The 25961-nt window shown below is 75.9% G+C and carries 20 protein-coding genes and 1 pseudogene; 13 read left to right on the top strand and 8 right to left on the bottom strand.

What is annotated here, in order from left to right; genetic code table 11:
* Nucleotides 1-51: 51 nt before the first annotated feature.
* A complete protein-coding gene (locus OYE22_RS29160; protein ID WP_277323180.1) occupies nucleotides 52-1803 on the bottom strand; it encodes a sigma factor in 1752 nt (583 codons plus the stop codon).
* A gap of 202 nt (nucleotides 1804-2005) precedes the next feature.
* Between OYE22_RS29160 and OYE22_RS29155 the strand changes: the two genes are divergently transcribed.
* A complete protein-coding gene (locus OYE22_RS29155) occupies nucleotides 2006-2419 on the top strand; it encodes an SsgA family sporulation/cell division regulator (protein ID WP_277323179.1) in 414 nt (137 codons plus the stop codon).
* Nucleotides 2412-3422 carry a PP2C family protein-serine/threonine phosphatase gene (locus OYE22_RS29150; RefSeq protein ID WP_277323178.1) on the top strand — a complete coding sequence of 337 codons (1011 nt, stop codon included), beginning with the start codon at nucleotides 2412-2414 and terminating at the stop codon, nucleotides 3420-3422. The genes OYE22_RS29155 and OYE22_RS29150 overlap by 8 nt, the downstream gene beginning before the upstream one ends.
* Here OYE22_RS29150 and OYE22_RS29145 read toward each other — a convergent pair.
* Complete coding sequence (locus OYE22_RS29145; protein WP_277323177.1) at nucleotides 3379-4242, bottom strand: isocitrate lyase/phosphoenolpyruvate mutase family protein; 864 nt, start codon at nucleotides 4240-4242, stop codon at nucleotides 3379-3381. The genes OYE22_RS29150 and OYE22_RS29145 overlap by 44 nt on opposite strands.
* Before the next feature lie 431 nt (nucleotides 4243-4673).
* Between OYE22_RS29145 and OYE22_RS29140 the strand changes: the two genes are divergently transcribed.
* The 6 genes from OYE22_RS29140 (at nucleotide 4674) to OYE22_RS29115 (ending at nucleotide 12297) form a co-directional block, all read left to right on the top strand.
* Entirely contained in the window at nucleotides 4674-6440 is a 1767-nt protein-coding gene (locus OYE22_RS29140; RefSeq protein WP_277323176.1) for a transcriptional regulator, read from the top strand.
* 199 nt (nucleotides 6441-6639) lie between these two features.
* The gene (locus OYE22_RS29135; RefSeq protein ID WP_277323175.1) at nucleotides 6640-8190 is read left to right on the top strand and encodes an ABC transporter substrate-binding protein; all 1551 of its coding nucleotides are present in this window, start codon (nucleotides 6640-6642) and stop codon (nucleotides 8188-8190) included.
* Complete coding sequence (locus OYE22_RS29130) at nucleotides 8175-9239, top strand: ABC transporter permease (RefSeq protein WP_277323174.1); 1065 nt, start codon at nucleotides 8175-8177, stop codon at nucleotides 9237-9239. The genes OYE22_RS29135 and OYE22_RS29130 overlap by 16 nt, the downstream gene beginning before the upstream one ends.
* A gap of 95 nt (nucleotides 9240-9334) precedes the next feature.
* Complete coding sequence (locus OYE22_RS29125) at nucleotides 9335-10129, top strand: ABC transporter permease subunit (protein ID WP_277324376.1); 795 nt, start codon at nucleotides 9335-9337, stop codon at nucleotides 10127-10129.
* Nucleotides 10126-11835, top strand: coding sequence for an ATP-binding cassette domain-containing protein (locus OYE22_RS29120; protein ID WP_277323173.1), 1710 nt, complete (start codon nucleotides 10126-10128; stop codon nucleotides 11833-11835). Before OYE22_RS29125 ends, OYE22_RS29120 begins: the two co-directional genes overlap by 4 nt.
* 201 nt (nucleotides 11836-12036) lie before the next feature.
* Nucleotides 12037-12297: a DUF5988 family protein gene (locus OYE22_RS29115; protein WP_277323172.1), complete on the top strand. Its 261-nt coding sequence runs from the start codon at nucleotides 12037-12039 to the stop codon at nucleotides 12295-12297.
* Nucleotides 12298-12489: 192 nt separating this feature from the next.
* Here the strand turns inward: OYE22_RS29115 and OYE22_RS29110 are convergent, their stop codons facing one another.
* Entirely contained in the window at nucleotides 12490-13017 is a 528-nt protein-coding gene (locus OYE22_RS29110; protein ID WP_277323171.1) for a hypothetical protein, read from the bottom strand.
* A gap of 614 nt (nucleotides 13018-13631) precedes the next feature.
* On the opposite strand from OYE22_RS29110, the gene OYE22_RS29105 reads away from it, so the two are divergent.
* From OYE22_RS29105 to OYE22_RS29095, 3 genes are all read left to right on the top strand, one after another.
* Entirely contained in the window at nucleotides 13632-14837 is a 1206-nt protein-coding gene (locus OYE22_RS29105; protein ID WP_277323170.1) for a DUF1266 domain-containing protein, read from the top strand.
* Nucleotides 14838-14982: 145 nt separating this feature from the next.
* Nucleotides 14983-16572 carry a histidine kinase gene (locus OYE22_RS29100; RefSeq protein WP_277323169.1) on the top strand — a complete coding sequence of 530 codons (1590 nt, stop codon included), beginning with the start codon at nucleotides 14983-14985 and terminating at the stop codon, nucleotides 16570-16572.
* Between the two features lie 7 nt (nucleotides 16573-16579).
* Nucleotides 16580-17275, top strand: coding sequence for a response regulator transcription factor (locus OYE22_RS29095; protein ID WP_277323168.1), 696 nt, complete (start codon nucleotides 16580-16582; stop codon nucleotides 17273-17275).
* 114 nt (nucleotides 17276-17389) lie between these two features.
* Here the strand turns inward: OYE22_RS29095 and OYE22_RS29090 are convergent.
* Together OYE22_RS29090 and OYE22_RS29085 are read right to left on the bottom strand one after the other, a co-directional pair.
* Nucleotides 17390-17977: pseudogene (locus OYE22_RS29090) on the bottom strand (phosphatase PAP2 family protein); the annotation flags it as partial.
* Nucleotides 17978-18113: 136 nt separating this feature from the next.
* Nucleotides 18114-19478, bottom strand: coding sequence for a radical SAM protein (locus tag OYE22_RS29085; RefSeq protein WP_277323167.1), 1365 nt, complete (start codon nucleotides 19476-19478; stop codon nucleotides 18114-18116).
* A 413-nt stretch (nucleotides 19479-19891) separates the two neighbouring features.
* Here OYE22_RS29085 and OYE22_RS29080 point away from each other — a divergent pair, with 413 nt between their 5' ends.
* On the top strand, nucleotides 19892-22717 hold the full coding sequence (locus tag OYE22_RS29080) for a SpoIIE family protein phosphatase (RefSeq protein ID WP_277323166.1): 2826 nt from the start codon (nucleotides 19892-19894) through the stop codon (nucleotides 22715-22717).
* 258 nt (nucleotides 22718-22975) lie between these two features.
* Here the strand turns inward: OYE22_RS29080 and OYE22_RS29075 are convergent, their stop codons facing one another.
* Nucleotides 22976-23938 (bottom strand): D-2-hydroxyacid dehydrogenase family protein, encoded by a 963-nt coding sequence (locus tag OYE22_RS29075; protein ID WP_277323165.1) that lies wholly within the window; start codon nucleotides 23936-23938, stop codon nucleotides 22976-22978.
* Nucleotides 23939-24223: 285 nt separating this feature from the next.
* Here OYE22_RS29075 and OYE22_RS29070 point away from each other — a divergent pair, with 285 nt between their 5' ends.
* Entirely contained in the window at nucleotides 24224-24577 is a 354-nt protein-coding gene (locus OYE22_RS29070) for a metalloregulator ArsR/SmtB family transcription factor (RefSeq protein ID WP_277323164.1), read from the top strand.
* A 97-nt stretch (nucleotides 24578-24674) separates the two neighbouring features.
* Here the strand turns inward: OYE22_RS29070 and mtnC are convergent, their stop codons facing one another.
* Nucleotides 24675-25379 (bottom strand): acireductone synthase, encoded by a 705-nt coding sequence (gene mtnC / locus OYE22_RS29065; protein ID WP_277323163.1) that lies wholly within the window; start codon nucleotides 25377-25379, stop codon nucleotides 24675-24677.
* Entirely contained in the window at nucleotides 25376-25957 is a 582-nt protein-coding gene (locus OYE22_RS29060) for a cupin (RefSeq protein WP_277323162.1), read from the bottom strand. Before OYE22_RS29060 ends, mtnC begins: the two co-directional genes overlap by 4 nt.
* Nucleotides 25958-25961: the final 4 nt, after the last annotated feature.

The raw sequence follows: 25961 nt of genomic DNA, 5'->3' as shown, positions 1-25961 counted from the left end.
GCTGGAAGCTAGCCCATGGGCGCGGCGGCGTCCACGGTCGGCGCCCCACGATCACGCGGCGGTCGCGGGCGAGCACGAGCCGTCAGGGCCGGGTGGGGGCGGCTGCTCGCAGCCTCCGCCGCGGAACCGCCGGTCGGTCAGCGGCGCCAGCAGATCGTCCAGCCGGGGAACAGCTCCTTGCAGACCAGGCCGCCGCCGGTGGGGGTGGGCGACGGGCTCGTGGGCGCGGGCGACGTCGCCGTCGGCGAGGTCGGCTCGCCGGTGGGCGTCGGCTTGCCAGTGGGGGTCGGCCTGCCCGTCGGGGTCGGCTTGCCCGTGGGGGGTGGGCTTGTCGGTGGGGGTCGGCTTGCCCGTCGGGGTGGGCCTGTCCGTCGGCGTGGGCTTGCCCGTGGGAGTCGGCTTGCCCGTCGGCGTGGGCTTGTCCGTCGGGGTCGGTTTGCCTGTGGGAGTGGGCTTGCCGGTGGGAGACGGCTTGCTGGTCGGCGTCGGCTTGCCCGTCGGCGTCGGGGGCGTGGTGGTGGGGGTCGAGCTTGGCCGTGGCGGTGTGTCGGGGGCGGAGCTGGGTGGCGACGTGGGGTCGGCGTCCGAGGCCGGCTCCGTGCGGTCGGGGTGCGTCGGGGCCGCGAGCGCGGGCGGGGGCACCGCGAAGGTGGGGGACGTCGAGGTCGGCGACGCGGGGTTGGCCGAGGTCGGTCGGGGCGCGCCGGGCGCCGTGGTGGGCCCGGTCTCGCCCCGTGGGGTGGTGCCGCCGTACGGCGGCGGGGCGTCCGGCGCCCGCTCGGGCGCGCCCGTGGACGCCGCGACGGGGGCCTGGGCCCGCCGCGCGGCGGACTCGCCGCCGCCGAACACCTGGCCGGCCGCGACCGCGACCGCGGCGACGGCCACCACGCCGGCGCCGGCCACCGCGACACCCACCGGGCCCGCCTGGCCGACCTGTCCGCGCAGCAGGTGGCGCACCGAGCGCAGCGCGCCACCGGCCGAGCCCTTGCCGCCCGCCGCGGCGGCCGTACCGGCACCGGCGGCGCCGGCACCGAGCAGCGGGGCCAGGAACTTCGCCCCACCGCCCGCGAGCAGCGCCAGCAACGCGGGGCCGACGAGCGCCGGCAACCGGGTGTTGGCCTGGGCCAACACCGCGAGCCGGTCCCGGCAGTCCGCGCAGTCCTCCACGTGCAGGGCGATGCTCTCGGCCTGCCGGGGCGAGTCGGTGCCCCGGATGTGGGCCGGCATCCGCTCCCAGTGCCCGGCGCAGGCCGGGTTGTCCGGGGCGCCGGGCTGCTCGCGCAGGAACGCCTGTCGCATGCCCTCGCGGGCCCGGTGCAGCAGAACCGCGGTGGCGCCGGTGTTCGCGCCTATCTGGCGGCCGACGGACTCCAGCGGCTGGTCCTCGGCCTCGGCCAGCCACAGCGCCTTCACCCACCGCTCCGGCAACTGGCCCATGACCCTGGCCAGTAGATCGACGTACGCGACCCGCTGCGCCGGGTCCTGGCCGCTCCCCCGCCCGTCGTACCCGGCCAGGTCGTCCGCCTCGGCCACAGCGGGGTCGCGCGGCACCTCGCGGGCGCCACGGCCGGCCGTGCTGGAGGACAGGTGGCGCACCGTCGTCGTCAGGTACGCGGACACGTTGTCGATCTGGTGCCCGGTGCGCAGCCGGCGCCAGACACGGAAGTGCGCCTCGGCCACCAGGTCCTCGGCGACCCAGGGGTTGCCGGTCAGCGTGCGCGCGTAGGCGACGAGGCGGGGGTGCTCACGTTCGTACAGCCGCGCGTAGGCGTCCGTGTCCGGGGCGGCGGATGCTTCGGTCATGTGGGGGGACACCTCGGGGTGTGACGCGTGGTATCGCGGGGACTCGCGGGCTTGCCAGGATTTTCGCAAGCCCGACTTCGATCACCGCAGCCGCCCCTGTGGTGACGTACGTCACGCAAGGATCGAGTGCACGCGCGTAATGCAGGACCCCTCTTAGGGGTCAAAGAGACAAGGACCCGCACCAAGAGCAAGGGAGCAGGCGTTGTCCATCGTCATAGACCAAGCCATCCAGGCCCGGCTGATCGCCTCCGCGCCCGGCACCCGGGCCATCCCCGCACGACTGCGGTACGAGCCCACCGACCCGTTCGCGGTCCGCGTCTCGTTCCCGCCCGCCGCCTCCCTCGACGGGTTCGAGGTGGAGTGGGCCTTCGGCCGCGACCTGCTGGAGGAGGGGCTGCGCCGGCCCGCCGGCAGCGGGGACGTGTACGTGTGGCCGTGCAGCGCGGAGCGGATCGTATTGGAGTTCCGCGCCGATGAGGGCATGGCCATGGTGCAGCTCAACTCGGCCGACGTGCGGGAGTTCCTCGGCCGCTCGTACGCGCTCGTCCCGGTGGGTGAGGAGGGTGGGTACCTCGATGTGGACGCCGATCTCGCGGCGCTGCTGCGGGATGCCTGAGCCGATGGGCGTCCGCTGTGAGGCCGCCGCGCCGCCGACCGCGCCCGGCCCGGGTCACGTGCCCGGGCTCGCCGTGTCGCCGACGCCGGGTCGTCCCGCGCGCCTGCCGCGGCCCGCGTCGGCCGCCGGCGGTGTGCCGGGCGCCTCCCGGCCACGGGTCCCGGCCGGCCGGGACGCGGTGGCCGGCGTGCCGCTGCCACGGATGCTGACCGCCGCCTCGCGCAACGTCCCGGCCGACTCCGGCGCGGCCAGCGGCGACGTGTGCGCGGTCCGGCAGACCCCGTACGGCCTGCGGCTGCTCATCGGTGACGTACGCGGCAAGGGCCCCGGGGCCGCCGTGGGAGCCGCAGCGCTGCGCCGGGCGTTCGACCGGGCCGCGGACCGGGTGCCCACCCTGTCCGTCCTGGTGGACACCCTGGAGTGGGCGCTGGTCGGCGCGACGGCACGGCCCGCCGGGTCGGGCGCCGCCGACGGGGCCGACGCGGCCGAGGACTCCGCCGAGAACTTCGCCACCGTGCTGGTCGCCGAGGTCAGCCCGGACGGGCACGCGCTGCGCCTGGTCAACCGGGGCCACCCGGCGCCGCTGCTGCTGCGTCGCGGCCAGGTGCGCCGGCTCGAACCGCGCCAGCGGCTGCTGCCGCTGGGTCTCGGCGCGGTCTCCGGCGCCGGCCAGGTCCCCGCGCCGGCCGGCCCGTACGCCGACGAGGTGGCCTTCCCCGAGGGCGCGTCGCTGCTGCTGTTCACCGACGGGGTCACCGAGGCGCGGGACGCGCACGGCGTGTTCTACGACCCGTTGGCGCGGCTGGCCCGGTTCGCCGGCGCCGCCCCCGCCGACCTGCTCGACGTACTGCACCGCGACGTCCTGCGGCACGCGGGCGCGGCCCACGGCGCGCGGGCCCTCTCCGACGACCTGGCGATGGTCGCGGTGCGGCGCGCGCCGTGGCCCGTCGCGGGGCCGGTTACGAGCGGCGCTCGAAGAGGCCGTTCAGCTCGGGGTAGCTGAGCCCGTCGGTGAAGCTGGTGTACGTCCCCGAGGTCAGCACCTCGCGCGCGGCGCGCCGGGTCAGCGCGTGCACCGACTGCGCGATCGCCGCGCCGACGCTGATCCGCGCCACGCCGAGCTCGGCGAACTCCTCGACGCTGGGCGCCCCCGGCCACACCATCACGTTGAGCGGGGCCGCGATGCCCTTGACGAGCGCGGTCACCGTCTCGAAGTCCACGACGCCGGGGACGAAGACGCCGTCGGCGCCGGCCGCGACGTAGGCGGCCGCCCGCTCCAGCGTCTCGCTCAGCCGGGTCTCCGGCTCGCCCACGGAGGCCAGGTAGACGTCGGTGCGCGCGTTGATGAACAGCGGCACGCCGACCTCGTCGGCCGCCTGCCGGGCGGCGGCGATCCGCGCGGCGTTCTCCTCGGTCGAGCGCACCGCCGGGCCCTCGGACGCGTGGCTGGCGTCCTCCAGGTTGATGCCGACCGCGCCCGCGCCGAGCACGCCGCGCACGGTCGCCGCGACGTCCTCGGCGCTCTCGCCGTAACCGGCCTCGACGTCGGCGGTCACCGGCACGTCCACCGTGGCCACCACGCGCGCGATCAGCTCGACCGCCCGCTCGCGGCTCAGCCGCTCCCCGTCGCCGAAGCCGAGTCCCCAGCCGACGCCGGCACTCGTGGTGGCCACGGCGGCGGCCCCCGCCTCTTCGACGATGCGCGCGCTGGCCGGGTCCCAGGCGTTCGGCAGCACCAGCGGCCGCTCGCCCGTGTGCAGGTCGCGGAAGGTCCGGGCGCGCTCGATCTGGGTGGCGAGGGTGGTGGGTGTCTCGTTGCTCATGCGCCAAGTCCACCAGCCCGCAGGGCAGTTCGGCTGGCGGTTTTCCGACATGATCATCTGCGACCCGACGGCCGGCGGAGCACCAGCCCCGGCGGGCGACCCGACCAGGGTGCGATCAGTGTCCGCCGGACCGCAACCGTCTTGGCCGTACGACGGTCACCTTGGGTGTCACCGACGCACAGGGCGCGGCGGACGCGCGGTACGGGGCCGGCCGGCCCCCGGGCGGCCGGCCGCGACGAGGCGGCGCGCGCGGCACGCTCCGCGTGACGCGGGGCCGGCGGCGGTTGGCGTGGGGATGACGCGCGTACGGGTCGCGGCGTGCCACCGGACCGTGGCCGACGCGGCGGAGTGACGCGGCGTCCGGCGGTGTCAACGCCGGGCGGGTACGAGTGGGATTGAGCGGGATCACAGGGAAACGGGGGGTGGCGCGGATGGCGAGCGCGACCGAGATCGAGAAGTTCGCGGACTGTCTGCGGGAGTTAAAGGAGCGATCAGGGCGCAGTTACGGCGCATTGGCCCGCCGGTTGCACGTCAGCACCTCCACGCTGCACCGCTACTGCAACGGCGACGCCGTGCCGGCCGACTACGCCCCGGTGGAGCGACTGGCTAGGCTCTGCGCCGCCACACCGGACGAGTTGGTGGAGTTGCACCGCCGCTGGCTGCTCGCGGACGCGGCCCGCCGCACCGCGCCGGGGCGCGGGCCGCGCTCCGCGCGGGGCGCGGCGCCGGGCCGCGACGCCGTCGCCCCGGCCCCCGGGGCGGACTCCCCCGGCAACGCCGTCGCGGCGGAGGCCACGCCGCCCCCTCGACCGGAGGGCGACGCCGCCGGTGACGAGCCCGGCGCCGCGCGCACTCCCGCCGTGAACCCGACCGGTGCGCCGGCCGGTGAGCCCACCGGGGACCCGGCCGGGGGTGACGGGCCCAGCGTCACGGATGACGAACGCACCGGAGCGGAGGACGGCCCCGCCGAGACGGAGAGCGAGCCGAGCGCCCCGGACGACGGGCCCGGTGCCGCCGACGCGCCCACCTCGGACACGCCGACCACCCGGCCCGCCGCACCAACGGCGGGCGCGGGCGCGCCGGATGGGGCGCGTGGGCCGGCTCGGCCGCGCTCGGGGCGGGTGCTGCCCGTGCTGCCCGCACGGCTCGCCGCGCGGCTGCGCGGGCGGCGGGCCGTGGCGTGGGCGGCGGTCGGCGCGGTGCTCGCGGCGGCCGTCATCGGCGTCGCCGCCGCGGCGAGTTCGCCGCCGGACGGCTCCGGTGGCCGGGGCGCCGCGTCCGACGCCGGGCGCGGGCGCGCGGCGTCCGAGGCCACGGCGCCGCCACGGGCGGGCGGCGCGAGTGGCCAACCGCAGGGCGAGCGGGGCGGAGCCGCCGGCGAGTCGGCCGCCGAACGGCGCACCGAAACGGGCCGGCGGGGGCAGGCCGAGGAGCGGCGGCCCAAGGCGAGGGCGACCGCCCCGGGCCCCGCCGCCTCCGCCGGCGGCTCGTCCCGCACCGGCGCGCCGTCCGCCGACCCCACGCCCGGTGGCGACGCGGGGCGCGGCGGGGGGCACGGCGGGCCGGGGGCCGACGCGGGCACACCGCTGACGCTCAGCACCCGCTCGCACGTGTGGGAGAACGGCTGCGACCACCGCTACCTCGTCGACCGGGAGCCCGCCGAGGTCGCCCCGCCCCCGGTGGAGCAGGACGCGCCCGGTTGGGCCAGGGCGCACGGGGCCGTGCACGGCGGCACCACCAACGTGGAGGTGACCGTGGCCGGGCGCTCCTCGCGGGCCGTGGTGTTGCGCGGGCTCCAGGTCCGCGTGGTGGGGCGGCAGGCGCCGCTCGCGTGGCCGGCGTTCGCGATGGAGAACGGGTGTGGCGGTTCGCTCACGCCGCGCGCGTTCTCCGTCGACCTGGACATGGCCCGTCCGCTGGCCAAGCCCACCGACGGGCACGACGGCGAACGACCGCTGCCCGCCGTGCGCTTCCCGTACCGGGTCTCGGCCACCGATCCGGAGGTGCTGCGCGTCAACGCCCGTACCGTCGCCTGCGACTGCCAGTGGTACCTGGAGCTGGACTGGGTCAGCGGCGACCGGCAGGGGACGGTACGGATCGACGACGGCGGCCGGCCGTTCCGCACCAGCGGGCTCAAGGGGCGCCCGGAATACGGCTACTGGTCGTCGGACGGCGGGTGGCTCCGCGACGGCGGCTGATCGGATGAGGTGGCCGCCCGCGACGGCGTGTGCGCCGCCCGCGCGGGGGCACGCGCCTGCCTGCCCAGCGCACTTGGCCGCGCGTGCGACGACGAGCATCAGCCAGCCGAGAACCCGACCCTTGCAGGTTTAGGCAAGCCTTACCTACTGTTCGATCCGCGTCTGAACAGTACGAACACACCGGCGGATCGGGGACAGCGTGGATGCGACCAGAAGGCAACTGCTGTGGGCCGGTGGCGCATTGGGGACCACGGCCCTGCTCGGCGCGTGCGGCGGCGACGACCCGGACCCGGCGGCCCGGTCGAACGGCTCCGAGAAGCCCCGCAAGGGCGGCACGCTACGGGTGGGCGCGCTCGGCCGGGCCTCCGCCGTCACCCGCGACCCGCACGGTGTGCAGGCGAACGAGAGCGACTACCTCATCCTCGCCCTCGTCTACGACACGCTCACCGCCCCCGGCGCGAAGCCCAACACCGCGCCCCGCCTCGCCACCAGGTGGTCGTCCTCCAAGGACCTGCGGACCTGGCGGTTCACCATCGCCGACGGCGCCACCTTCCACGACGGCTCGCCGGTCACCGCCGACGACCTGGTCTGGTCGCTCAAGCGGCTGCGGAACACCCCCTCGGGCGCCTCCCGGATGCCGGGCGTGGCGGCGGGGAACATCAGGCCCCACGGCGAGAACGGCGTGGAACTGGTCTCCGACTACCCCAACGCCGAAATGCCCCAGCTCATGCGGCTGACCACCTTCATCCTGAAGCGGGGCACGCCGGAGAAGGAGATCCACCAGAGCCCGGGCACCGGGCCGTTCAAGCTCGACTGGTACCGGGGCGGCAACGCCCGACTGGTGCGCAACGACGCGTGGCACGGCGGGGAGGTGCTGCTCGACGCCATCGAGGTACGGCTCTTCGAGAGCCCGCAGGCGCTGTCCGGCGCGCTCCTCGCCGGCCAGCTCGACCTGGCGTCCAACGTCGGCGCGGTCGCCGCCCGCACGGCCGAGCGGCGCGAGGACATCCAGGTCGTCAGGCGGCGCGACGACATGCCGCTACCGATCGTGATGCGCACGGCCGACGGCCCGTTCGCCGACCCACGGGTGCGCGAGGCCCTGCGGCTCGCCGTCGACCGGCCGGCCATGGTCGAACAGGCGCTCTCGGGCTACGGCGTGGTCGGCAACGACATCATGGGCACCGGCGACCCGGCGTACGACCGCTCCATACCGCAGCGGGTCCGCGACCTGGACCGGGCCAGGAAGCTGCTGGCCGAGGCGGACTTTGACCTCTCCAGGACGTACGAGCTGGTCACCACCGAGGACGTGGCCGCGCTGGCCGAGTCGGCCACCCTCTTCGCCAACCAGGTGCGCGAGGCCGGGGTCAGGGTCAAAGTCGTCAAGCGGGACTCCGCCGTCTTCTACGACGACGTCTGGCTCAAGGGCGACCTGTACACCACCTACTGGGGCACCAACGACTCCGTCGTGTTCTACGCGAGCAAGACGCTGTCGTCCGAATCCGCGCAGAACGAGGCGGGTTGGCGGGACCCGTCCTTCGACGCCGCGTACCGCAAGGCCATGCGCACCGCCGACGCCGGCGAGCGCGCCACGCTGCTGCGCGAACTCCAGAAGATCCAGCACGAGAGGTCCGGCTATCTGCTGTGGGGCGTCGCCGACGGCATCGACCTGGCGGCGGCGCCCGTACGCGGCCTGCCCAAGTTGCCCGGGTACGGGCGCGTCCAGCTTGAGCGCGCGTGGCTGGCCCGCTGAGGGGCGCGGCGCGGCGGCCCGTGACACCCGGCGAGCGACCGCGCGCCGACCGACCGGCGCCAGACGCCGGCGCGCCGGAGCGCGGCGCGCCCGGCGGGCTGGCCCGCGTCGGGGCGGCCGTGGCGCGCCTGGCCGGGCTGCTCGCCCGCCGCGCCCTGCTGCTCGCCGTGCTCCTCGCGCTGGTCTTCGGCGCCGTGGAGCTGCTGCCGGGGGACGCCGCCGACGCCACCGCCGAACGCGGCGAGTCCGCCGCCGACATCGAGGCGCGCCGCCATCTGCTAGGGCTCGACCGGCCGGTCCTGGAGCGCTTCGCGGACTGGATGGCGGCGCTGCCCAGCGGCGACCTGGGCACGTCGGCGCGCGGCGAGTCGGTCGCCGCGCTGCTGGGCACGCCCTTCCCCAACACGCTGCTGCTCGGCGGCCTCGCGCTGCTCGTGACCGTGGCGGTGTCGCTGGCGCTCGGCTGCTGGGCCGCGCTGCGCCCCGGCGGCGGCGTGGACCGGGCCGTGTCCGCGAGCGCGACGGCGGTCCTCGCGGTGCCGGAGTTCGTGGTGGCGGTCGCGCTGGTGCTGGTGTTCTCGCAGTGGGCGGGCTGGCTGCCGGCCGTGACCATCGCCGACGCCACCGGCACGCCCGCGTCCTGGGACATGCTGGTGCTGCCGGTGTTCGCGCTGGCCATCCCGCAGATCGGCTGGAACACCCGGATCGTACGGGCCGCCCTCGCCGACGAGGCCACGGCCCCGCACGTGGAGACCGCCGTCATCGACGGGCTGCCCCGGCACCGGGTGCTCAGCCACCACCTGCTGCCGGGCGCGCTGCCGGCCATCGCCGCGGGGCTGGCTACCTCGACCGGCATGCTGCTCGGCGGCGCCGTCGTAGTGGAGACGATCTTCAACTATCCCGGCGTCGGCTCGGTGCTCGCCGGGGCCGTCACCGACCGCGACGGGCCCCTCATCGCCGGCGTGGTGGCCCTGACCGGCGCGGTCATCAGCGGCGTGCTGCTGCTCGCCGACCTGGTCCGGGCCAGGGCGTCCGGGAGGCGCGAATGAAGCTCCGGAGGGCACGCGTGAGAGTCTCCGCCCACCACGAAGGCCCGGCCCACCGGCCCGCCCCGGCCAACCGGTCGGGCCCGGGCCCGTGGGGCGTGGCGCTGCGCACGGCGCCCGCACTGCTGCTCGTCGCGCTGGCGGTGGCCGGCCCCTGGCTGGCCCCGCACGCCGTGGACACGCCGGTCGCCGCGCCGTACGCGGAACCCGGCGGCGACGCGGCGCTGGGCGGCGACCAGCTCGGCCGCGACGTGCTCAGCCGCCTGCTCGCCGGCGGTCGGCAACTCATCGGCACCTCGCTGCTCGTGGCCCTCCTGGTCACCGGCATCGCCGCGGTGCTCGGCGCGGTCAGCGCGCTGCGCCCCGCCGTCGGCCGCTTCGTGGAGCGCGCCGCCGACGTGCTGATGCTGCTGCCCGCCGTGCTCGGCATCCTGCTGATCTCGCTGTCCTGGCCGGACGGCGGCCGGCTCGCGGTGGTCACGGCCGCCGTGGTGCTGGGCGTGCCGTACGCGATCCGGCTGACGGCGGGCGCCGCGGCGCCCATCGCGGCCTCGGGGTACGTGGAGGCGGCGACGGCCGGCGGCGAGGGGCTGTGGCACCTGGTGGTGCGCGAGGTGTTGCCGAACCTGCGGGCCACCCTGCTCGCGCTGTTCGGGCTGCGTTTCGTCGCCGCCGTCTACCTCGTCGCCACCGCGGGCTTCCTCCAGGTCGGCCCGCAACCGCCGACCGCCGACTGGGCGTTGATGATCCGGGAGAACTCGGCCGGCGTCCTGCTCAATCCCTGGGCCGTGGTGGCCCCCAGCATCGCCATCGGCCTGCTGGCCATGAGCGTCAACCTGGCGGCCGTCGCGCTCGTCCCGCAGGCCGGCCGGAAGGCGGTGACCGCGCTGTGACCCACCGAACGCGCTGGACGTCGAAGAAGTCCCCGCGGCACCCCGCACCACCGGTCGCACCACCGGCCGCGCGGTCGGCCGCCGACTCGGCCGACGCCGCCGAGCCGGCCGTACGGGTCACCGACCTCACGGTGGTCAGCACCATGGGCCGCCACCCGTTGCTCGCCGCGGGCTCGTTGACCGTACGGCCCGGCCAGGTGGTCGCGCTCACCGGACCGTCCGGGGCCGGCAAGACCACGTTGCTGCGGGCCGTCAGCGGCGCGCTGCCGCCCGGGGCGGAGTGTGCCGGCGGCGAGGTCGAGGTCCTCGGCCGCCCGGTGCTGCGGTTGGCCGAGCGCGAGTTGCGGGCGCTGCGCCGGCACCACGTCGCCTACGTCGGCCAGGACCCCGGGTCCCGGCTCAACCCCCGGATGCGGGTGCGCTCGCTGCTCCGCGAGACGGCGGTCCGGCCCGAGCCCGACACGGTGGAGCGGTTGCTGGCCGAGGTCCGGCTGCCGGTGGACGAGGGCCTGGCCGACCGCCGCCCGGGCGGGCTCTCCGGTGGCCAGCAGCGGCGCGTCGCCCTGGCCAGGGCGCTGGCCAGGGAGCCGGTCGTGCTGCTCCTCGACGAGCCGACGGCCGGCCTGCACCCCGCGCTGCGCGACGAGGTCGGCGACCTGTTGCGGCACCTGGCCACCGAACACCGGCTCGCCATCGCGCTGTCGTGCCACGACGCCGACCTGGTGTCCCGGCTCGCCGACGAGGTGGTCGAACTGCGCCCGGCGGCCCGCCCGTCGGGCACGGCCGCCCCGTACGCCACAGGTACCGCGCTCCCGGCGCGACGACCCGCCACGAGCGCGGGCGCGCCGGCCGGGACCACCGCGCCGCCCCCTGCCACCACCACGGCCGCCACCCTGGCCACCACCGTTCCGCCCGTCCCGGCCACGGCGCTCCTGACGGTGCGGGACCTCGGCGCGGTGGTGGGTCCGCGGCGCGCGCGGCGCACCGTGCTGAGCGGCGTCGGCCTCGCGCTGCCGGCCGGCGGGTCCCTCGGCATCGTCGGCGTCTCGGGCTCGGGCAAGACGACCCTGGCGCGCGCCGTGGTCGGGCTGCACAAGCCGTCGTCGGGCACCGTCGCATTGCGGGACACGCCGCTGGCGGCCTCGGTGCACGGGCGCTCCCGCGACCAGCGGCGCCGGATGCAACTCGTCCCGCAGGACCCGCTGGGCGCCCTCAACCCGAGCGTCACGGCCGGCGCCGCCATCGCCCGCCCGCTGCGGCTGCACCACCGCACGAGCGGCGCCGACGCCCGCGCACGCGTGGCCGAGCTGCTCGAACAGGTCGCGCTGCCCGCCGACTTCGCCGACCGCTACCCGCACGAGCTGTCCGGCGGCCAGCGCCAGCGGGTGTCCATCGCCCGGGCCCTCGCGGCCCGTCCCGACGTGCTCGTCTGCGACGAGGTGACGTCGGCGCTGGACGGGGAGACGGCGACGGCGATCATGGACCTGCTGGTCGCCCTGCGCGAGCGACACGGCCTCGCGCTCGTCCTGATCAGCCACGACCTGCGACTGATCGGCGACCGGACCGACACGGTGCTGGTGCTCGACGCGGGGCGCACGGTCGAGGCGGGGCCCACGGAACGGGTGTTCCGCGCGCCGGAGCACGCCGTCACCCGGGCCCTTCTGTCCGGCCGCCTCCCCGCCACCGGACCGGCCTCGGTGGCGTAGCCGGCGCCCCACACTGCGCGTGACGCAGGTCACTGCCAAGCCCCTAACGCCCCCAGAAACACCCGCCACCCCGACGAATCGGATTTAGGGGTTACTTGGGGCGCCGGGCTGCTGCTGAACTGCGGGAGAGGCGGCCCCGTCGTCTCGCTGGAGATCGCGTACCCGCCTCCACCGCGCCGCTCACCGGAGGAGCTTTCCCTCGTGACCAACGAACTCGCGACCGAAGACGTCCTGCCCCGCCAGACCGCGCCCGCCGAGGCCAATATCATCCTCCGTGGCGGCCCCGCGGAGGACCTCCCCGACCACGAGCGCATCCGGTACGTGCGCGACCCCGGGTCCATGCTCAAGCTGCCGCGCGGGAACCACTACGCGCACTTCGCGCCGACCGCGGAGACCGTCGCCCACGGCGAGCGCGCCCTGCGGGTGTTCCGGTGGACCCGCACCACGTACGTCGCCGAGTAGCCGGCCCGCCCGGCCACCTCGGTCACGGCGGCCGCCCGTCGCCCCACCGACGGCGCCACCACGCACGAGCGCGCGGCCACGGAACCCGTACGGGACCGTGGCCGCGTGCTCGTGTGCTGTGCTGTGCTGTGTGAGGGCGTACCGCGCGCCGAGGCGTACCGCGCGCTGTGCGTACGCCGTCGGGGCCGCGGGCTACGAGGTGGGCATCTGCCGCGAGAACTCGTCGGTGCCGCTGTCGCTCCAGGTGATCGTCAGCTTCTGACCGCCCTCACTGAGCGCCGCCTTGCCGGTCATCGTGTCGCCCTGGCAGGTGGCGTTGACGTTCATCTGGTCGTCGGAGGTGCCCGAGCACGTCATGGTGCCCATGCGCATGACGAACGCGCTGCCGGAGACGCTGAGGATGCCCACCTGCCCGGAGTCGGTCCGCTCCGTCGTGTACCACAGGCCCTGAGCGCTGCTGGCGTCCGAGCCGCCGGTCGAGCCGGAGCCGCCCGAGGTGCCCGTCGAGCTCGAACCACCGGTCAGCCCGGTCGAGTCCGGGCCCGGGATCTTGATCTCGTCGCCGCCGGTGCCCTCACCGCCGCCGATGGCCTGGTTCCCGCCCTTGTTGGGCTTGCCGAACAACGACCCGCCGTCGTCGCCGTCGTCGCCACAACCGGTCAGCGTGAGCGCCAGTGCCGCGACAGCGGCTGCGGCGGCGATCTTTGTCTTGTTTCGCACGGTAGGTCCCCCGTCATGCCCTGATCAATTGCCCGGGAAACCTAGCAGGCCGTTGCGGTTTCACAGACCGTCGGACGGGGTCCGTCGAGGCTCGGGGACACAATCGATATCCAGCCGTTGCACAGCGGACCGTCCGACTCCGGCCCGACGGCTCGCGTCCCCGTCCCTCCCCCGCTCACCCCGCCGGCGCCCCATCACCCGGCGCACCCACCCCCACCTGGCCTTCCTCGCGCCGAACCCCCCGTATCCGCCGGGTGGAGGCGACCATGGCACACCGCACGGTGCGAACACCCCCTAGTCGCTCACCCCGTCCGACCCCTACATCTCTCCCTGAACCCCTATTTCCTGGCCCACGGCGTTAGCTGCCCGGGGACGGGGTTTCGGCGGCCGGGCCTCGCGCCGAGACACCCGTCGTGTGCGGCACGGCAGCGCCCTCACCCCGGCGCCGGGCTGACGAGCCGTGCCCCGTCCCCCGCCTGGCCGCGCTCCGGCGCGGCGCGGGCTCGTGCGGCCCGGCGCACGGTGGCGCGTATCCGCCGACCGCGCACCGCGCGCCGGTATCGGATTCGGCTGGCGCCCATGGCGGGGCACCCCCGCGGGGAATACTGACTGCCATGGGGACGCCGATCATCGGAGCTGCCGCACAGGTGCCCGCGTGGGTGCCGCCGACCGACGTCGAGAGAGCACTGTTCGAGGCGAAGGCACGCCGGGACTGGGACGGCTACCTGCGGGTGCTGTTCGCCGCGCCGACCTTCGCGTACGCCCCCAGACAACTCGTCGACGACGACCAACTCATCGCCTGGGTCCCGCACACGGCGGCCCACGGGCCGCGCTACCTCGCCGTCTACACCCGTGGTGAACTCACCACGCCGCGCGCCGGGGAGGTCGCCTGCGCCATCGCGCTGCCGCTGGCGCCGTACGTGTGGTGGGGCGAGAAGCTGCGCGGCATGGTGGTCAACCCGGGGACGCCGACCGAGGCGTTCTTCCCCGGCGCCCGGCGCAAGCGGCGGCGCTGGCTCGCGCTGCGGGACCAGACGCCGAGCCGCGAGGCGGCGGGAGAGGCGGCGGCCGGGGCGCTGCTGACCAAGTACACCGGGCCGCTGCGCGGGCGGCTGGCCATGGGACTCGCCTGCGGGGCGCACCTGTCCGTGCACCGGCGCGCGCTGTGGAACGACCTCACCGACGTCTACGCGGACTACCGCGCCGACACCAGGATCCTGCGCGAGGCATGGGGCGCGTCCAGCCGCGCCCAGTGGCGCCGACAGCTCGACTTCCTCCTCCGGGGCCGCAACAGCCCGCCGCAGCCCGAGTTCGTGCTGCGGGTGCGGCGCGGCATCGCCCGCGGCGCACCCGGCAGGCCCGTCGATCCGCGACTCTGGCAGCGGGCGGCGGCCGAGACGCTGTACGAGCGGGGCGCCACCGAGTCCGAGTTGGTGGAGGCGCGGGAACTCATCCAGCGCATCCTGCGCTACGAGGCGCGGTTTCGCGCCGACGGACTGCTGCCGCCCGACGGACACGTCGCCTCGGCCACGGGGTACGACTTCGGGCGCGCGGTGAGCGTCGCGCGCTGGGGGCTCGGCGCCCGGTACGCGGACCGCGCGGAGGTCGAGGCCGCCGTGATCCGGGCCGGCTCGCTGTGTCGCCGGCACTACACGTCCTGGTCGGACTTCTCCGCCGGCTACGTGCTCGGCCGCGTGCTGCGGTTCGACGAGGAGGCGTTCGGGCCGATGTACGCATCGGCCCTCGCCCCGCACCGCATCCTGCTCGACACGCCCGGCAGCCCCTGGCGCACCCTGGACTTCGCCACCCCCGGGGCGTAGGAACCCCGGCCCGGCGCGGCGCGGCCCGGGCCCACGGGTGGCTGGGGCCTACGGGCCCACGGGTGCCCTGGCCCACGGGTGGCCGGGGCGGGATTGGACTTTCGGCAGTGTCGGGCCGTGGCCTGGCCTTCGTAGGGTCGTGGGCGTGGAAAGCACGACGATCGACGGCGGGCGCGACCGTGGCGGGACTCCGCCGAGGGCGGCGCGAGGTGACGCGGGCGCGGTGGCACGGGCGCTGGCACGCGGGGTGGACCCCGGGCACCTGCTGACGGCCTCGGCGACGGTGACGGCGGGGCTCAGCGTGGTCAGCCTGTGGTGGGCGCTGCCCACCGCCGTCGCCGCGTTCCTGGCCGGGCGGCGGCCGGGCAGGACGCTGCCCACGGCGTTGGTGCTCGTCGCGCTGTTGGCCGCCGGCCTGGTGGCGATCACCGTGGTGCCCGCGTGGCTCGAGCTGTCGAGCATCTTCGTGGCGGTAGTGGTGGTCGCCGCGATGCTCCCCTGGTTCTCGGGGCGGTTCTGGCGGCAGTACCAGGAGCTGGTGCGGGCCGGCTGGCAGCGGGCCGGGCAGCTCGAACGCGAGCAGCGGCTCGTCGCGGAGCAGGCCCGGCTGCGCGAACGCGCCCGGATCGCCCAGGACATGCACGACGTGCTCGGCCACGACCTCTCCCTGATCGCGCTGTCGGCCGGCGCGCTCCAGCTCAGCCCCGACCTGGACGAGCGGCACCGCGAGGCGGCCCGTGACATCAGGGCCCGCGCCGCGGCGGCCGTCGAACGGCTCGGCGAGGTCGTCGGCGTGCTGCGCGACGCGTCGGACGCCGCGCCGGAGCGGGCCCGCGCCGCCACCCTTGAGCGCCTGGTGGAGGAGGCGGCGCAGGCCGGCCTCGCGGTGCGGCTGCGCGTCGACGGCGACGCCGCCGCGGCGCACCCATCGCCGGTCGCGGAGCGGGCCGCGTACCGGGTCGTGCAGGAGGCGCTGACCAACGCCGCCAAGCACGCGCCGGCCGCCGAGGTGGCCGTGCGGGTCAGCTACGGGGACCAGGAGCTCGCGGTACGGGTCGAGAACGGGCCGCCGCCGGGCCGGGGCGAGCGGGCCCCGGCCGCCGTCGAGGCCGCCCCCGGCGCCCCGCTCGTGGTGTCCGGGGGTGGGCGGGGGCTCATCGGTCTCGACGAGCGGGTGCGGCTGGCCGGCGGCAGCTTCGCCTGCGGCCCGTACGCGGCGGGCTTCGCGGTCACCGCCCGCATCCCGCACACGCCCCCCGCCCGCCCCGAGCAGCGCCACCCGGCGGCGGCCGGCTCCCTGGAGTGGCCTGCCGGCGGCGCCGGTCAGCCGGGCGGGCCGGGTGGCCCGGACACCGGCGCGCTGCCGCGCGAGCACCAGCGGGCCCGCCGGCGGGTGCGCCGCACACTGGTGGCGGCGCTGATGCTGCCGCTGGTCACGGGCGCCGTACTGAGCGCCGTGCTCATCGTGTGGAACGCGGTGACCACCTCGCGCGCCGTCCTGGACCCGGCCGACTACGCCCGGCTGCGGGTGGGGCAGGATCGTCGCCAGGTCGAGCGGGTGCTGCCGGACCAGCAGACGGTGCACCGGCCCTCCGCCGCGCCGCCGAAGGGCGGCCCCAGCACGTGCGAGTTCTACGCGGTGACGGCCGACCCGTTCGACGACCGGTCGGGCGACGCGTACCGGCTGTGCTTCAGGGGCGACCGCCTGGTGTCGCTCGACGTACTGACGAGTTGAGGAACCCGTGATCCGCGTACTGATCGCCGACGACGAGGCGATGATCCGCGCCGGCGTGCGAGCCGTGCTGACCACAGCGCCCGACATCGAGGTGGTGGCCGAGGCCGGGGACGGGCGGGCCGCCGTGGACCTCGTGCTGCGGCACCGCCCCGACGTGGCCGTGCTCGACATCCGGATGCCCGGCACGGGCGGCATCGAGGCGGCGGCCGAGATCGGCAGGACCGCGCCGGGGACCGGCGTGCTCATGCTGACCACCTTCGGTGAGGACGACTACATCCTGCGGGCGCTGGGCGGCGGCGCCGTCGGCTTCCTGATCAAGTCCGGCGAGCCCGAGGAGTTGATCGCGGGGGTTCGCGCGGTGGCCGACGGCGCCGCCTACCTGTCACCGAAGGTCGCCGCCCGGGTGGTCGCGCACCTCGCGGCCAGCGGCGCCGGAGACGCGGCGAGCCGGCGGTCGGCCGCTCGGGCGCGGGTCGAGGCGCTCACCGCCCGCGAGCGGGAGGTGCTCACCTTCCTGGGCGCCGGGCTGTCCAACGGGCAGATCGCCCGGCGGCTGCACGTGGTGGAGGGCACGGTCAAGGCGCACGTCAGCGCCATTCTGGCCGGGCTCGGCGTGGAGAACCGGGCCGCGGCGGCGGTCGTCGCCCACGAGGCGGGCGTGGTCGCCCCGGCCGAGCGCCCCGCGGGCCCCGGGCACGGGTGAGACCCGGGCGACCAGCGGCGTGAGGACGCGCGCGGCGAGCGGTCCCAGCGCGATGAGCACGGCGGCCGTGACGCCGCCGCCGAGCACCGCGCCGGCCAGCACGTCGTGCGGGTAGTGCACGCCGAGCACGACGCGCAGCAGCGCCGCCACCACGGCCAGCGGCAGGGTCACGGCGGCCAGCCGGGGTCGCAGCACGGCGAGCCCCACCGCGATGCCGGCGGCCAGCGTGGCGTGGTTGCTGGGGAAGGACCAGTCCCCCGGTTCCGGGCACTCGCCCAGCACAGCGGCGCCGCGCAGCGCCCGGCACGGCCGCTCCTCGTCGACGGCGAGCTTGAGCGCCTCGCTCGCCGCGTAGGCCGCCACGGTGCCGACGCCGACCAGCAGCGCGCCCGCCACCTGGCGCGCGTCGCCGCGGCGCACGGCGCGCCAGCACGCCCAGGCCAACAGCGCGCCGAGGAGGACCAGCGTGCCCTCGCTGGCCAGTTCGCTCAGGGTGGCGAACCACGACGGGGCGCCGTCCAGCGCGTCGCCGAGCGAGCGGTACGCCTTCGCCGACGGCCCTTCGGTGACCTGGACCGGGTCCGGCTCGCCGACGCCGCCCGGCGCCAGCCAGCCGACCACGCCGCCGACCGCCGCGAGCAGGCCGACCGCGAGCAGGGGGCGCCGCACGGCCCCGGAGTGTGTGGGAGATGTTCGTTCCATGGCCACTGAACGTAAAAGTGGCCGTGCTGGGAAACCCGGGTCGAACGGCAGGCCGCGCCCCCCACCTTCGTCGGGGTTGACACCCCGTCCGGGGGTGGACGCGGCGCGGCGCGTCCACCCCCCGGTGGTGCTCGGGTCAGACCGGGGTGCTGCCGGCCGGCTCCGGCGCGTCGGCGTCGTCGGGCGCCTGCGGGAGGCTGTCCATGAAGGAGCTGACCGAGAACACGGCGCGACCGGGGCCGGGCGGGCCGTAGCCGGGCGGCGAGGTCAGCCCGTACTCCTCCAGGGTGGCGCGGTAGGTCTCCAGGAGGCGGATGTGGTACTCCAGCGGCGCGCCGTTCGGGTTGGCTTTGCCGAGCGGTGTGGTGGGCTCGGGGCACCAGGTGGTGAAGCGGGGCACGACGCCGTGGGACATGAAGAAGCGCAGGCCCTCGGTGGTGGAGTCGATGGCCTCGCGCACCGTGGTGAAGCCGAAGGCCTCGGCCATCTCCACGCCCGCCACGAAGTTGGGGATCACGTTGCGTGCGCCGAAGATCTCGGTGGAGTCCAGGATGCGCCGGTGCCACTCGTCGCGGCCGACGTAGCGCTCCTTGCCGGGGCAGTACAGCTCGAACAACCGCCGGTCCCAGACCTCGAAGTTGGGGTGGTAGATGCGAATGCCGTAGTCGTGGAAGCGCCGCACGTCCTCGCGCGGCAGCGCCTGGGCCACGACCTTGCCGATCCACCGCCCGGGGAACCGCTCCTCGATGGCCTTCGCGTAGTGGCCGTAGAAGTCGGCCTCGTCCCGGCCGCCGACGTGCGAGGTGATGGAGCCGCCGGTGAGCGTGTACGCCTGCGAGGCGCGGGCCGTGTCGTACCGGTCGATGATCTCCAGCGCCTCGAGCACCTCCTCGACGGGCTTGACGCCGGTGTACGGGCGGCCCGCCGCCTTGTGCTGGCGCCAGTTGTGGTTGATGTCGCAGTACTGGCACTCCTCCTTGGCGCCGAAGTACTGGCACACCCGGAAGACCGTCAGGTACACCAGGTAGCCCCACTGGATGGTCGGCGCGACCTCCATCACGGACTTGCCGTTGGCGAGCGTGTGCCGGTAGTAGTCCGGCATCGGCGGCAGCCCGACGTCGGCTATGCGAGCCCCGTCCAGGTACAGCCCGAGCGCGCCGTCGGCGCCGGCCCGCACCACGTACGGCGACGCGGGGTTGACCCGCACCGAGACCACGGTGCGCCGCAGGTCGTAGGGGCCGCCGGTGAGCACGATCTCCTCGGGCGGCCGGTTGAGCGCGGCGGCGCCGAGTTCGGGCAGCGTGCGGTGGTCGAAGGAGAAGATGAAGTACGACTTGGGCTTGACGTCGCCGGACGCGCCGTCGGCAGTGCCGCTCAGCGCGGACTCGTCGAAGGCCATGCCGCCGCGCAGCAGGTCCTCCTTGAGCACCGCTTCCCTCGGCACCTGCGGGAAGCGTTCCATCAGGTCTTCGACCAGCGCGGTCCGGGTTCGGCTCTCCATGTGCTGCTCCATCCCTGGCGTCCTGGGCGGCCACCGGTTCGGCGGCTGCCGGCCACTGGCACTTCATTGCACCAGAGCCGCCGCCGGCCCGGCGGCGCGGGGTACGCGCCGGGGCGGTGCCACCACGGGCCTGGCGGCCCACGCTCCGGGCGGGACACCCGGGTGGTGGGCCCCCGGGTGCCGTCCCGGGCCGGGCCGCCTAGCGTGGAGCGGGCGCGGAGCGGTGCGGCTCGCCGCGCGGGGTGACGTGTGCGCCGGCGCAGCAGGGGGCGCCAGGCGTACAGTGGCCGTCCGTCGACCGATGACCTGACGTCCGTCGCGGCCTGGGCCACTCGGTGTCCTACGGTGCCCGCCCGGCACCGGTGAGCCGTCGTGGCGGGCGCCGGCCAGGACGCCGAGCGAGGTGCACGCGTATGCGACGCGCGGACAAGACCAAGGACCCCGTGTCCGCCCTCAGCGACCCCGCCGGGGCCGTACTGGACGCCCACGGCACCATTCTGGGCTGGACCGACGAGGCAGCCACGCTGCTCGGGCTGGCCGGTGACGAGGCGTGCGGGCGGCCGGTCACCTCACTGCTGGCCGACCGGGACCAGTGGCGGCGGGCGCTGCGGACCCGCACGCCCGACGCGTGGGAGGGGCGGGTGGTGCTCCGGCACGTCGCCGGCCACGAGGTGCCGGTCGTCTTCCGGGTGCTGCCGCTGAGCGGCGCGGCGGGCCGGGTCGACGCGACCCGCTACCTGGTGCTCGCCGCGGCGCGCCCCGCCTACGAGCGGTGGCGGCAGGACATCGCCTTCTCGCACGAGCTGTTCCTCCAGGACCGGATGGGCGTCGTGCTCTTCGACGTGGACCTGCGGCTGGTGCGCACCAACGCGCACCTGCTCTGGTACACCGGCGTCCCGGGCGACCTGGCCGGCCACCGGCTCGGCGACTTCCTGTTCCCCGAGGACGCGGCGGTCCTGGAGCGACACCTCGCGGAGGTGCTGCGCACCGGTGACCTGCGGCTCGGCGTCGAGGTGCTGATCCGCACCCGGGAGGACCCGCGGGGCGGGCGGCACATGACCATCTCGGCGTTCCGGCTGCGCGATCCGCACGACGGCGGCCTGGTGGGGGTGGCGGCGTTCTTCACCGACATCACCGACCACGTCCGCGCCCGGCAGCGGCTCGACCTGCTGCACCACGCGGCGGCGGTGCTCGGCGAGTCGCTCTCCATCATCCGTACGTGCGAGGACCTGACGACCGTCCTCGTCCCCGGCCTGGCGGACCTCGCCGCCGTCGACCTGGCGGACCCCGTGCTGATCGGCGAGGAGCCCGCGCACGACGGGGAGCACCTGTTCGCGCTGCGCCGGATGGCCGTGGCCGGCACGGACGGCAGCCCGCTGCCCACCGGGCCGATGACGCTCGGCAGCATCGACACCCAACGGGCGACGGACATCGCGGCGGCGGCCGAGGCCGTGGACGGCAGCCAGGCCGAGGCCGTCTCGCGCGGCGGCGGACAGCGTGCCGAGCGCCCGGACCGCGACGGCCTCGTCGCCGACCTGCGGCGCACGGCGACCGCCGACGGCGTACAGACCCCCACCCACTCGGCGAACGGCGCCGCGGGCGGCACCCAGGCCGCCGACGCGGGGTCCGCCGCGGCGGAGGCGGCTGGCAAGCGGGCGGCCGACCGACGCGAGGCCGACCAGCAGGCGGCCGACCAGCGGGAAGCCGATCAGCAGGCGGCCGGCGAGGGGACGGGCACGGCCGGCGGGGGTGCCACGGCCGGCGCGCTGGCCGACGTCGGCGCGGGCGCCAGGGGCGAGCGCTGGGTCGACCGGGAGATGACCGGCCAGCAGGGCGCCGACGGCTCGGGCGACGGCCACGTCGGGGCGCCCGGCGCAGGGGACGAGGTGCTGGCCTGGGCCCGGTCGGTGCCCGGGGCGCACTCGGTGATGACGGCACCGCTGCACGCGCGCGGCATCCTGCTGGGGCGCGTGACGGTCTGGCGCACCGAGGCTTTGGAGCCCTTCGACGCCGAGGACCTGACGCTGCTTGAGGAGGTGGCCGCCCGCGCCGGGCTCGCCGTGGACAACGCCCGGCGCTACACCCGCGAGCGGCGGGCCGCGGTCAAGCTCCAGCGCAGCCTGCTGCCGCCCGCGCTCACGGACGTGGTGGCGGCCGAGACGGCCAGCGTGTACCTGCCGACGGACGCGGCGCGCGGCGTCGGCGGCGACTGGTTCGACGTCATCCCGCTCTCGTCGGCCCGGGTCGCGCTGGTGGTCGGCGATGTCGTCGGACACGGCCTCCAGGCCACGGCCACCATGGGCCGGCTGCGTACGGCCGTGCGCACGCTGGCCGACCTGGACGTGGACCCGGAGGAGTTGCTGACCCACCTCGACGACCTGGTGCTGCAACTGACGGTGGAGGCCGACAGCGACCGGCCCGGCATCGAGGACGGGGCGCCCAACTCGCTGACCGACTCGGTCGGGGCGTCCTGCCTGTACGTCACGTACGACCCGGTGACCGGACACTGCGTCATGGCCAGCGCCGGGCACCCGCCGCCCGCGCTGATCTCCCCGGACGGCTCGGTCCGCTTCATCGAACTGGACCCCGGGCCGCCGCTGGGCGTGAGCAGCCTGCCCTTCGACATCACCGAACTCGACCTGCCGCCGGGCAGCGTCCTCGCGCTGTACACCGACGGCCTGGTGGAGCGGGGCGCCGGCGACGTGGACGAGGGCATGGCCGAACTGCGCGCCCGACTGCTGCGGGCCGACGTGCTGCGCCGCCCGCTGGCGGGCCTGCCCCGCGAGGTCGTGACCGACCTGCCGCCCAGCCGGCTGCCGGACGACGTCACGCTGCTGCTGGCCCGCACCCGGATGCTCCCGGAGCGCGATCGGGCCGCCTGGACGCTGGCGGCCGACCCGGCGCTGGTCGCCGGCACCCGTGAACTGGTCGCGGGCCAACTCGCGGAGTGGGGCCTGCACGAGCTGACCTTCACCACCGAGTTGGTGGTCAGCGAACTGGTCACCAATGCCATCCGGTACGCGGGCGGCCCCGTCGAACTCAGGCTGATCCGGGCCGGGGTGCTCATCTGCGAGGTGTCGGACCCCAGCAGCACCCAGCCCCGGATGCGCCGCGCCCGCGCCACCGACGAGGGCGGGCGCGGCCTGTACCTGGTCGCCCAGCTCACCAGCCGCTGGGGCAGCCGCTACACCCGGCACGGCAAGACGATCTGGACCGAGCAGCCGCTCCCGGACGTCTAGCTCCCGAACGCACAGGAGTACGGGCCGGCCCGCGCCCGGTGCCGAGCGGCGCGCCGGCCGTTGGGCGGCGACTCACACCGCCACCACCGCCCGCCGCTCCCGGGTGAGGTCGATGTCCGTGTCCGTGCCCGGCCGGTTCCACCGTCTGACGATCCGGGTGCGCCTGGGTCCGGGCCCGGGCGAATCCCGGGCCGACGGCGGCACCGCCCGGTGGCGGTCCCGGCCCGGTGGCGGCCCCGGGCGTGCGGTGGCGGGGACTCACCCCGTAAGACGGCGGATCGGCGCTCCCGCGAGGTAGGCCTGGATGTCCTCGACGGCCTGCCCGTAGTACCTGCGGTAGTTGCCCCGGGTGACGTAGCCGAGGTGCGGGGTGGCCAGCAGGCGGGGCGCCGTGCGCAGCGGGTGGTCGGCCGGCAGGGGTTCCTCGTCGAAAACGTCCACGGCGGCGCCGGCGATGGTGCCGGCGCGCAGCGCGGCGAGCAGCGCTTCCTGGTCGACGATCGCGGCCCGCGAGGTGTTGACCAGGTAGCCGGTCGGCTTCATGAGGGCCAGCTCGGCCGGTCCGAGCAGCCCCCGGGTGCGGTCCCCGAGCGCCAGGTGCACCGAGACGAAGTCGCTCCCGCGCAGCAGCTCCTCCTTGGAGCCCGCGTGCGCCACGCCGACCTCGGCGGCGCGCTCCGGGGTCAGGTTCTGGCTCCAGGCGACGACGTCCATGCCGAAGGCCAGGCCGATCCCGGCCACCCGGCTACCGATCTTCCCGAGCCCCAGCAGGCCGAGGCGCTGGCCCGCGAGGTCGGCGCCGAGCGTGCTCTGCCAGGGGCCGCCGGCGCGCAGCGCGGCGTTCTCCGGGACCAGGCCGCGCGCCAGGCCGAGCAGCAGCGCCCACGTCAGCTCGACCGGCGGGGTCGGCGAGCTCTCGGTGCCGCACACGGTCACCCCGTGGGCCTCGGCGGCGGCGAAGTCGATGACGGAGTTCCGCATGCCGGAGGCAACGAGCAGGCGCAGCCTCGGCAGGCGAGCCAGGAGCGAGGCGGGGAAGGGCACCCGCTCCCGCAGCGTGACCACGATGTCGAAGTCGGCCAGGGCGGCGGCCAGCTCGTCCTCGGTGCCCAGGTGTTCGGCGAAGGTGACCACGTCCACCTCGCCCGCCAGGGCCGCCCAGTCGGCGCTCGTGGCGGCCACGCCCTGGTAGTCGTCGAGGACGGCGCAGCGCTGTTGCATCTCGGTGCTCTCCCTGGTGGTCGCGGGTGCGGACGTTGCCCCCTGCCTATCGCACGGGCCTCCCCGGCCGACGCACCGGCCCCCGTCGTGTGCTCCCCGCCGGGACGCGGAGGCGCCGCTTCCGCCGTGGGAGAGCGCCGGGGACATGCCGCCGGGCGGAGCGCCGAACGGCCCACGGCCCGCCGTGTCGTTCCCCGTTCGCGGGCGGGTCCGTGCGGCCTGGCCAGGCATGCGGGGCCTGATCGGTCCTTGGCGTCCGGGAAGTGCCGGTGTCACCATAGGCATATGCCCACGCTTCAGGAGACGGCCGCGGTCCCGCGCGTTCAGCCGTGCTGCCCTCCGCTCACCCGGCAGGAACTCTCCCCCGCGGACGCGGCGACGATGGCCGCCATGTTCAAGGCGCTCGGCGACCCGGTCCGGCTGCGGCTCTTCTCCAAGGTCGCCTCCCATCCCGACGGAGAGGCGTGCGTGTGCGACATCGCCGACGTCGGCGTCTCCCAGCCCACCGTCAGCCACCACCTCAAGAAGCTGCGTGAGGCGGGCCTGCTGACCTCCGAGCGGCGTGGCACCTGGATCTACTACCGCATCGCCCCCACCGTCCTGGCCGCCCTGTCCCTCATGCTCAGCGACGCGAGGTGACCAGCCGCCCGACGCGGCCCCGTATCGCCGCGCGCGGTACCACGGGAGACGCGGGCTCCCCCCGTGGCTGAGCGCCCGTCAGGGCGGGGCGTCCGGGTTACGGGTCGGGCAGTACGCCGTGCAGGTCTGGCACGGTGGCGTGGCCCGGCACCCGGTCGCCGCGCGGGTCGCCGGCGCGGCGTACGCCGATGACGCGCCAGCCGGCCCGGGCCGCGGCGTCCAACTCCTCCCGCACGTCGCTGAGGAAGAGCGTGGCGCCGGCCGGCACCCCGATGCGGGCGGTGATGGCCAGGTAGGACCCGGGGGCGCGCTTGGCCCCCGCGTTGGCCAGGTCGAAGTACCCGCACAGCAGGGTGCTGAGGTCGCCGTGGTCGCTGTGGGCGAACCAGTCGCGTTGCGCGGCCACCGATCCGGAGGAGTAGACGTAGCGGGCGATGCCCGCGCGCCGCCAGCGGGCCAGGGCCGTGGGCACGTCGTCGTAGACGTGGCCGGCGAGTTCACCGCTCGCGTAGCCGTCGGCCCAGATCAGCCCCTGTACCTCCTTCAGCGGCGGGGCCTTGACGTCCGCGTCGGACCAGGCGGCCAGCGTCGCCGCGGCGCCTCGTTCGTCGAGGTCGGGCGCGTCGGCGTGGGCGCGGGTCGCGTGCAGCACCCGCTCCCAGGCCGGCTGGCCGCGGTGGGTGGCCAGCCAGTGGGCTAGGCGCTGGCGCGCGTAGGGGAAGAGCACGTCGCGCACGTGGTCCGCGGAGCCGGTGGTGCCCTCGATGTCGCAGACCACCGCGCGCGGCGCGGGGCCGCTCACGCCGCGTCCGCCGCGAGCAGCGCGTCGAGGCGTGGGAAGCGCTGGGCGATCGGGTCGCCGGTGAAGTCGCCCACCCAGCCGTCCTCCCCGGCGAAGAAGCGGATCGCGGTGAACTCGGGGCGCGGGCCCATGTCGAACCAGTGCGGGGTGCCGGCCGGTACGGACAGCAGGTCCCCGGCCTCGCACACCACCGCGTACACCTCATGCGCGAGGTGCAGGTAGAAGCACCCCACACCGTGGGCGAAGAAGCGCACCTCGGCCTCGGCGTGCCGGTGCTCCTCGATGAAGGTGGCGCGCGCCGTGGCGGCCTTCTGTCGCCAGGCGTCACTCTCTTCGGGGTGCAGCCCGGCGACGTCGACCAGGCGCAGGTCGTCGCGGGCCTTGAGCGCGTCCACCTCGGTGCGGTAGCGCGCCAGCACCTCGTCCGGGGCGGTGCCGGGCGCGATGGGGCCGCGCACCGGCCAGCGGTCGAAGGCCACCGCGTGCGCGCGTAGCGCGTCGGCGACGCGGGCCTGGTCGCGGGTGCGCAGGAGCACCTGGTCGGGCGCGTCGTCGGGCATGACCTGGAGCAGGGTCACGGCA

Origin of the sequence: Streptomyces sp. 71268 (genome assembly GCF_029392895.1) — a bacterium.
Lineage (GTDB): Bacteria > Actinomycetota > Actinomycetes > Streptomycetales > Streptomycetaceae > Streptomyces.
Note: the sequence above shows the minus strand (reverse complement) of the source record. Positions and strands in the feature narration are given on the sequence as shown.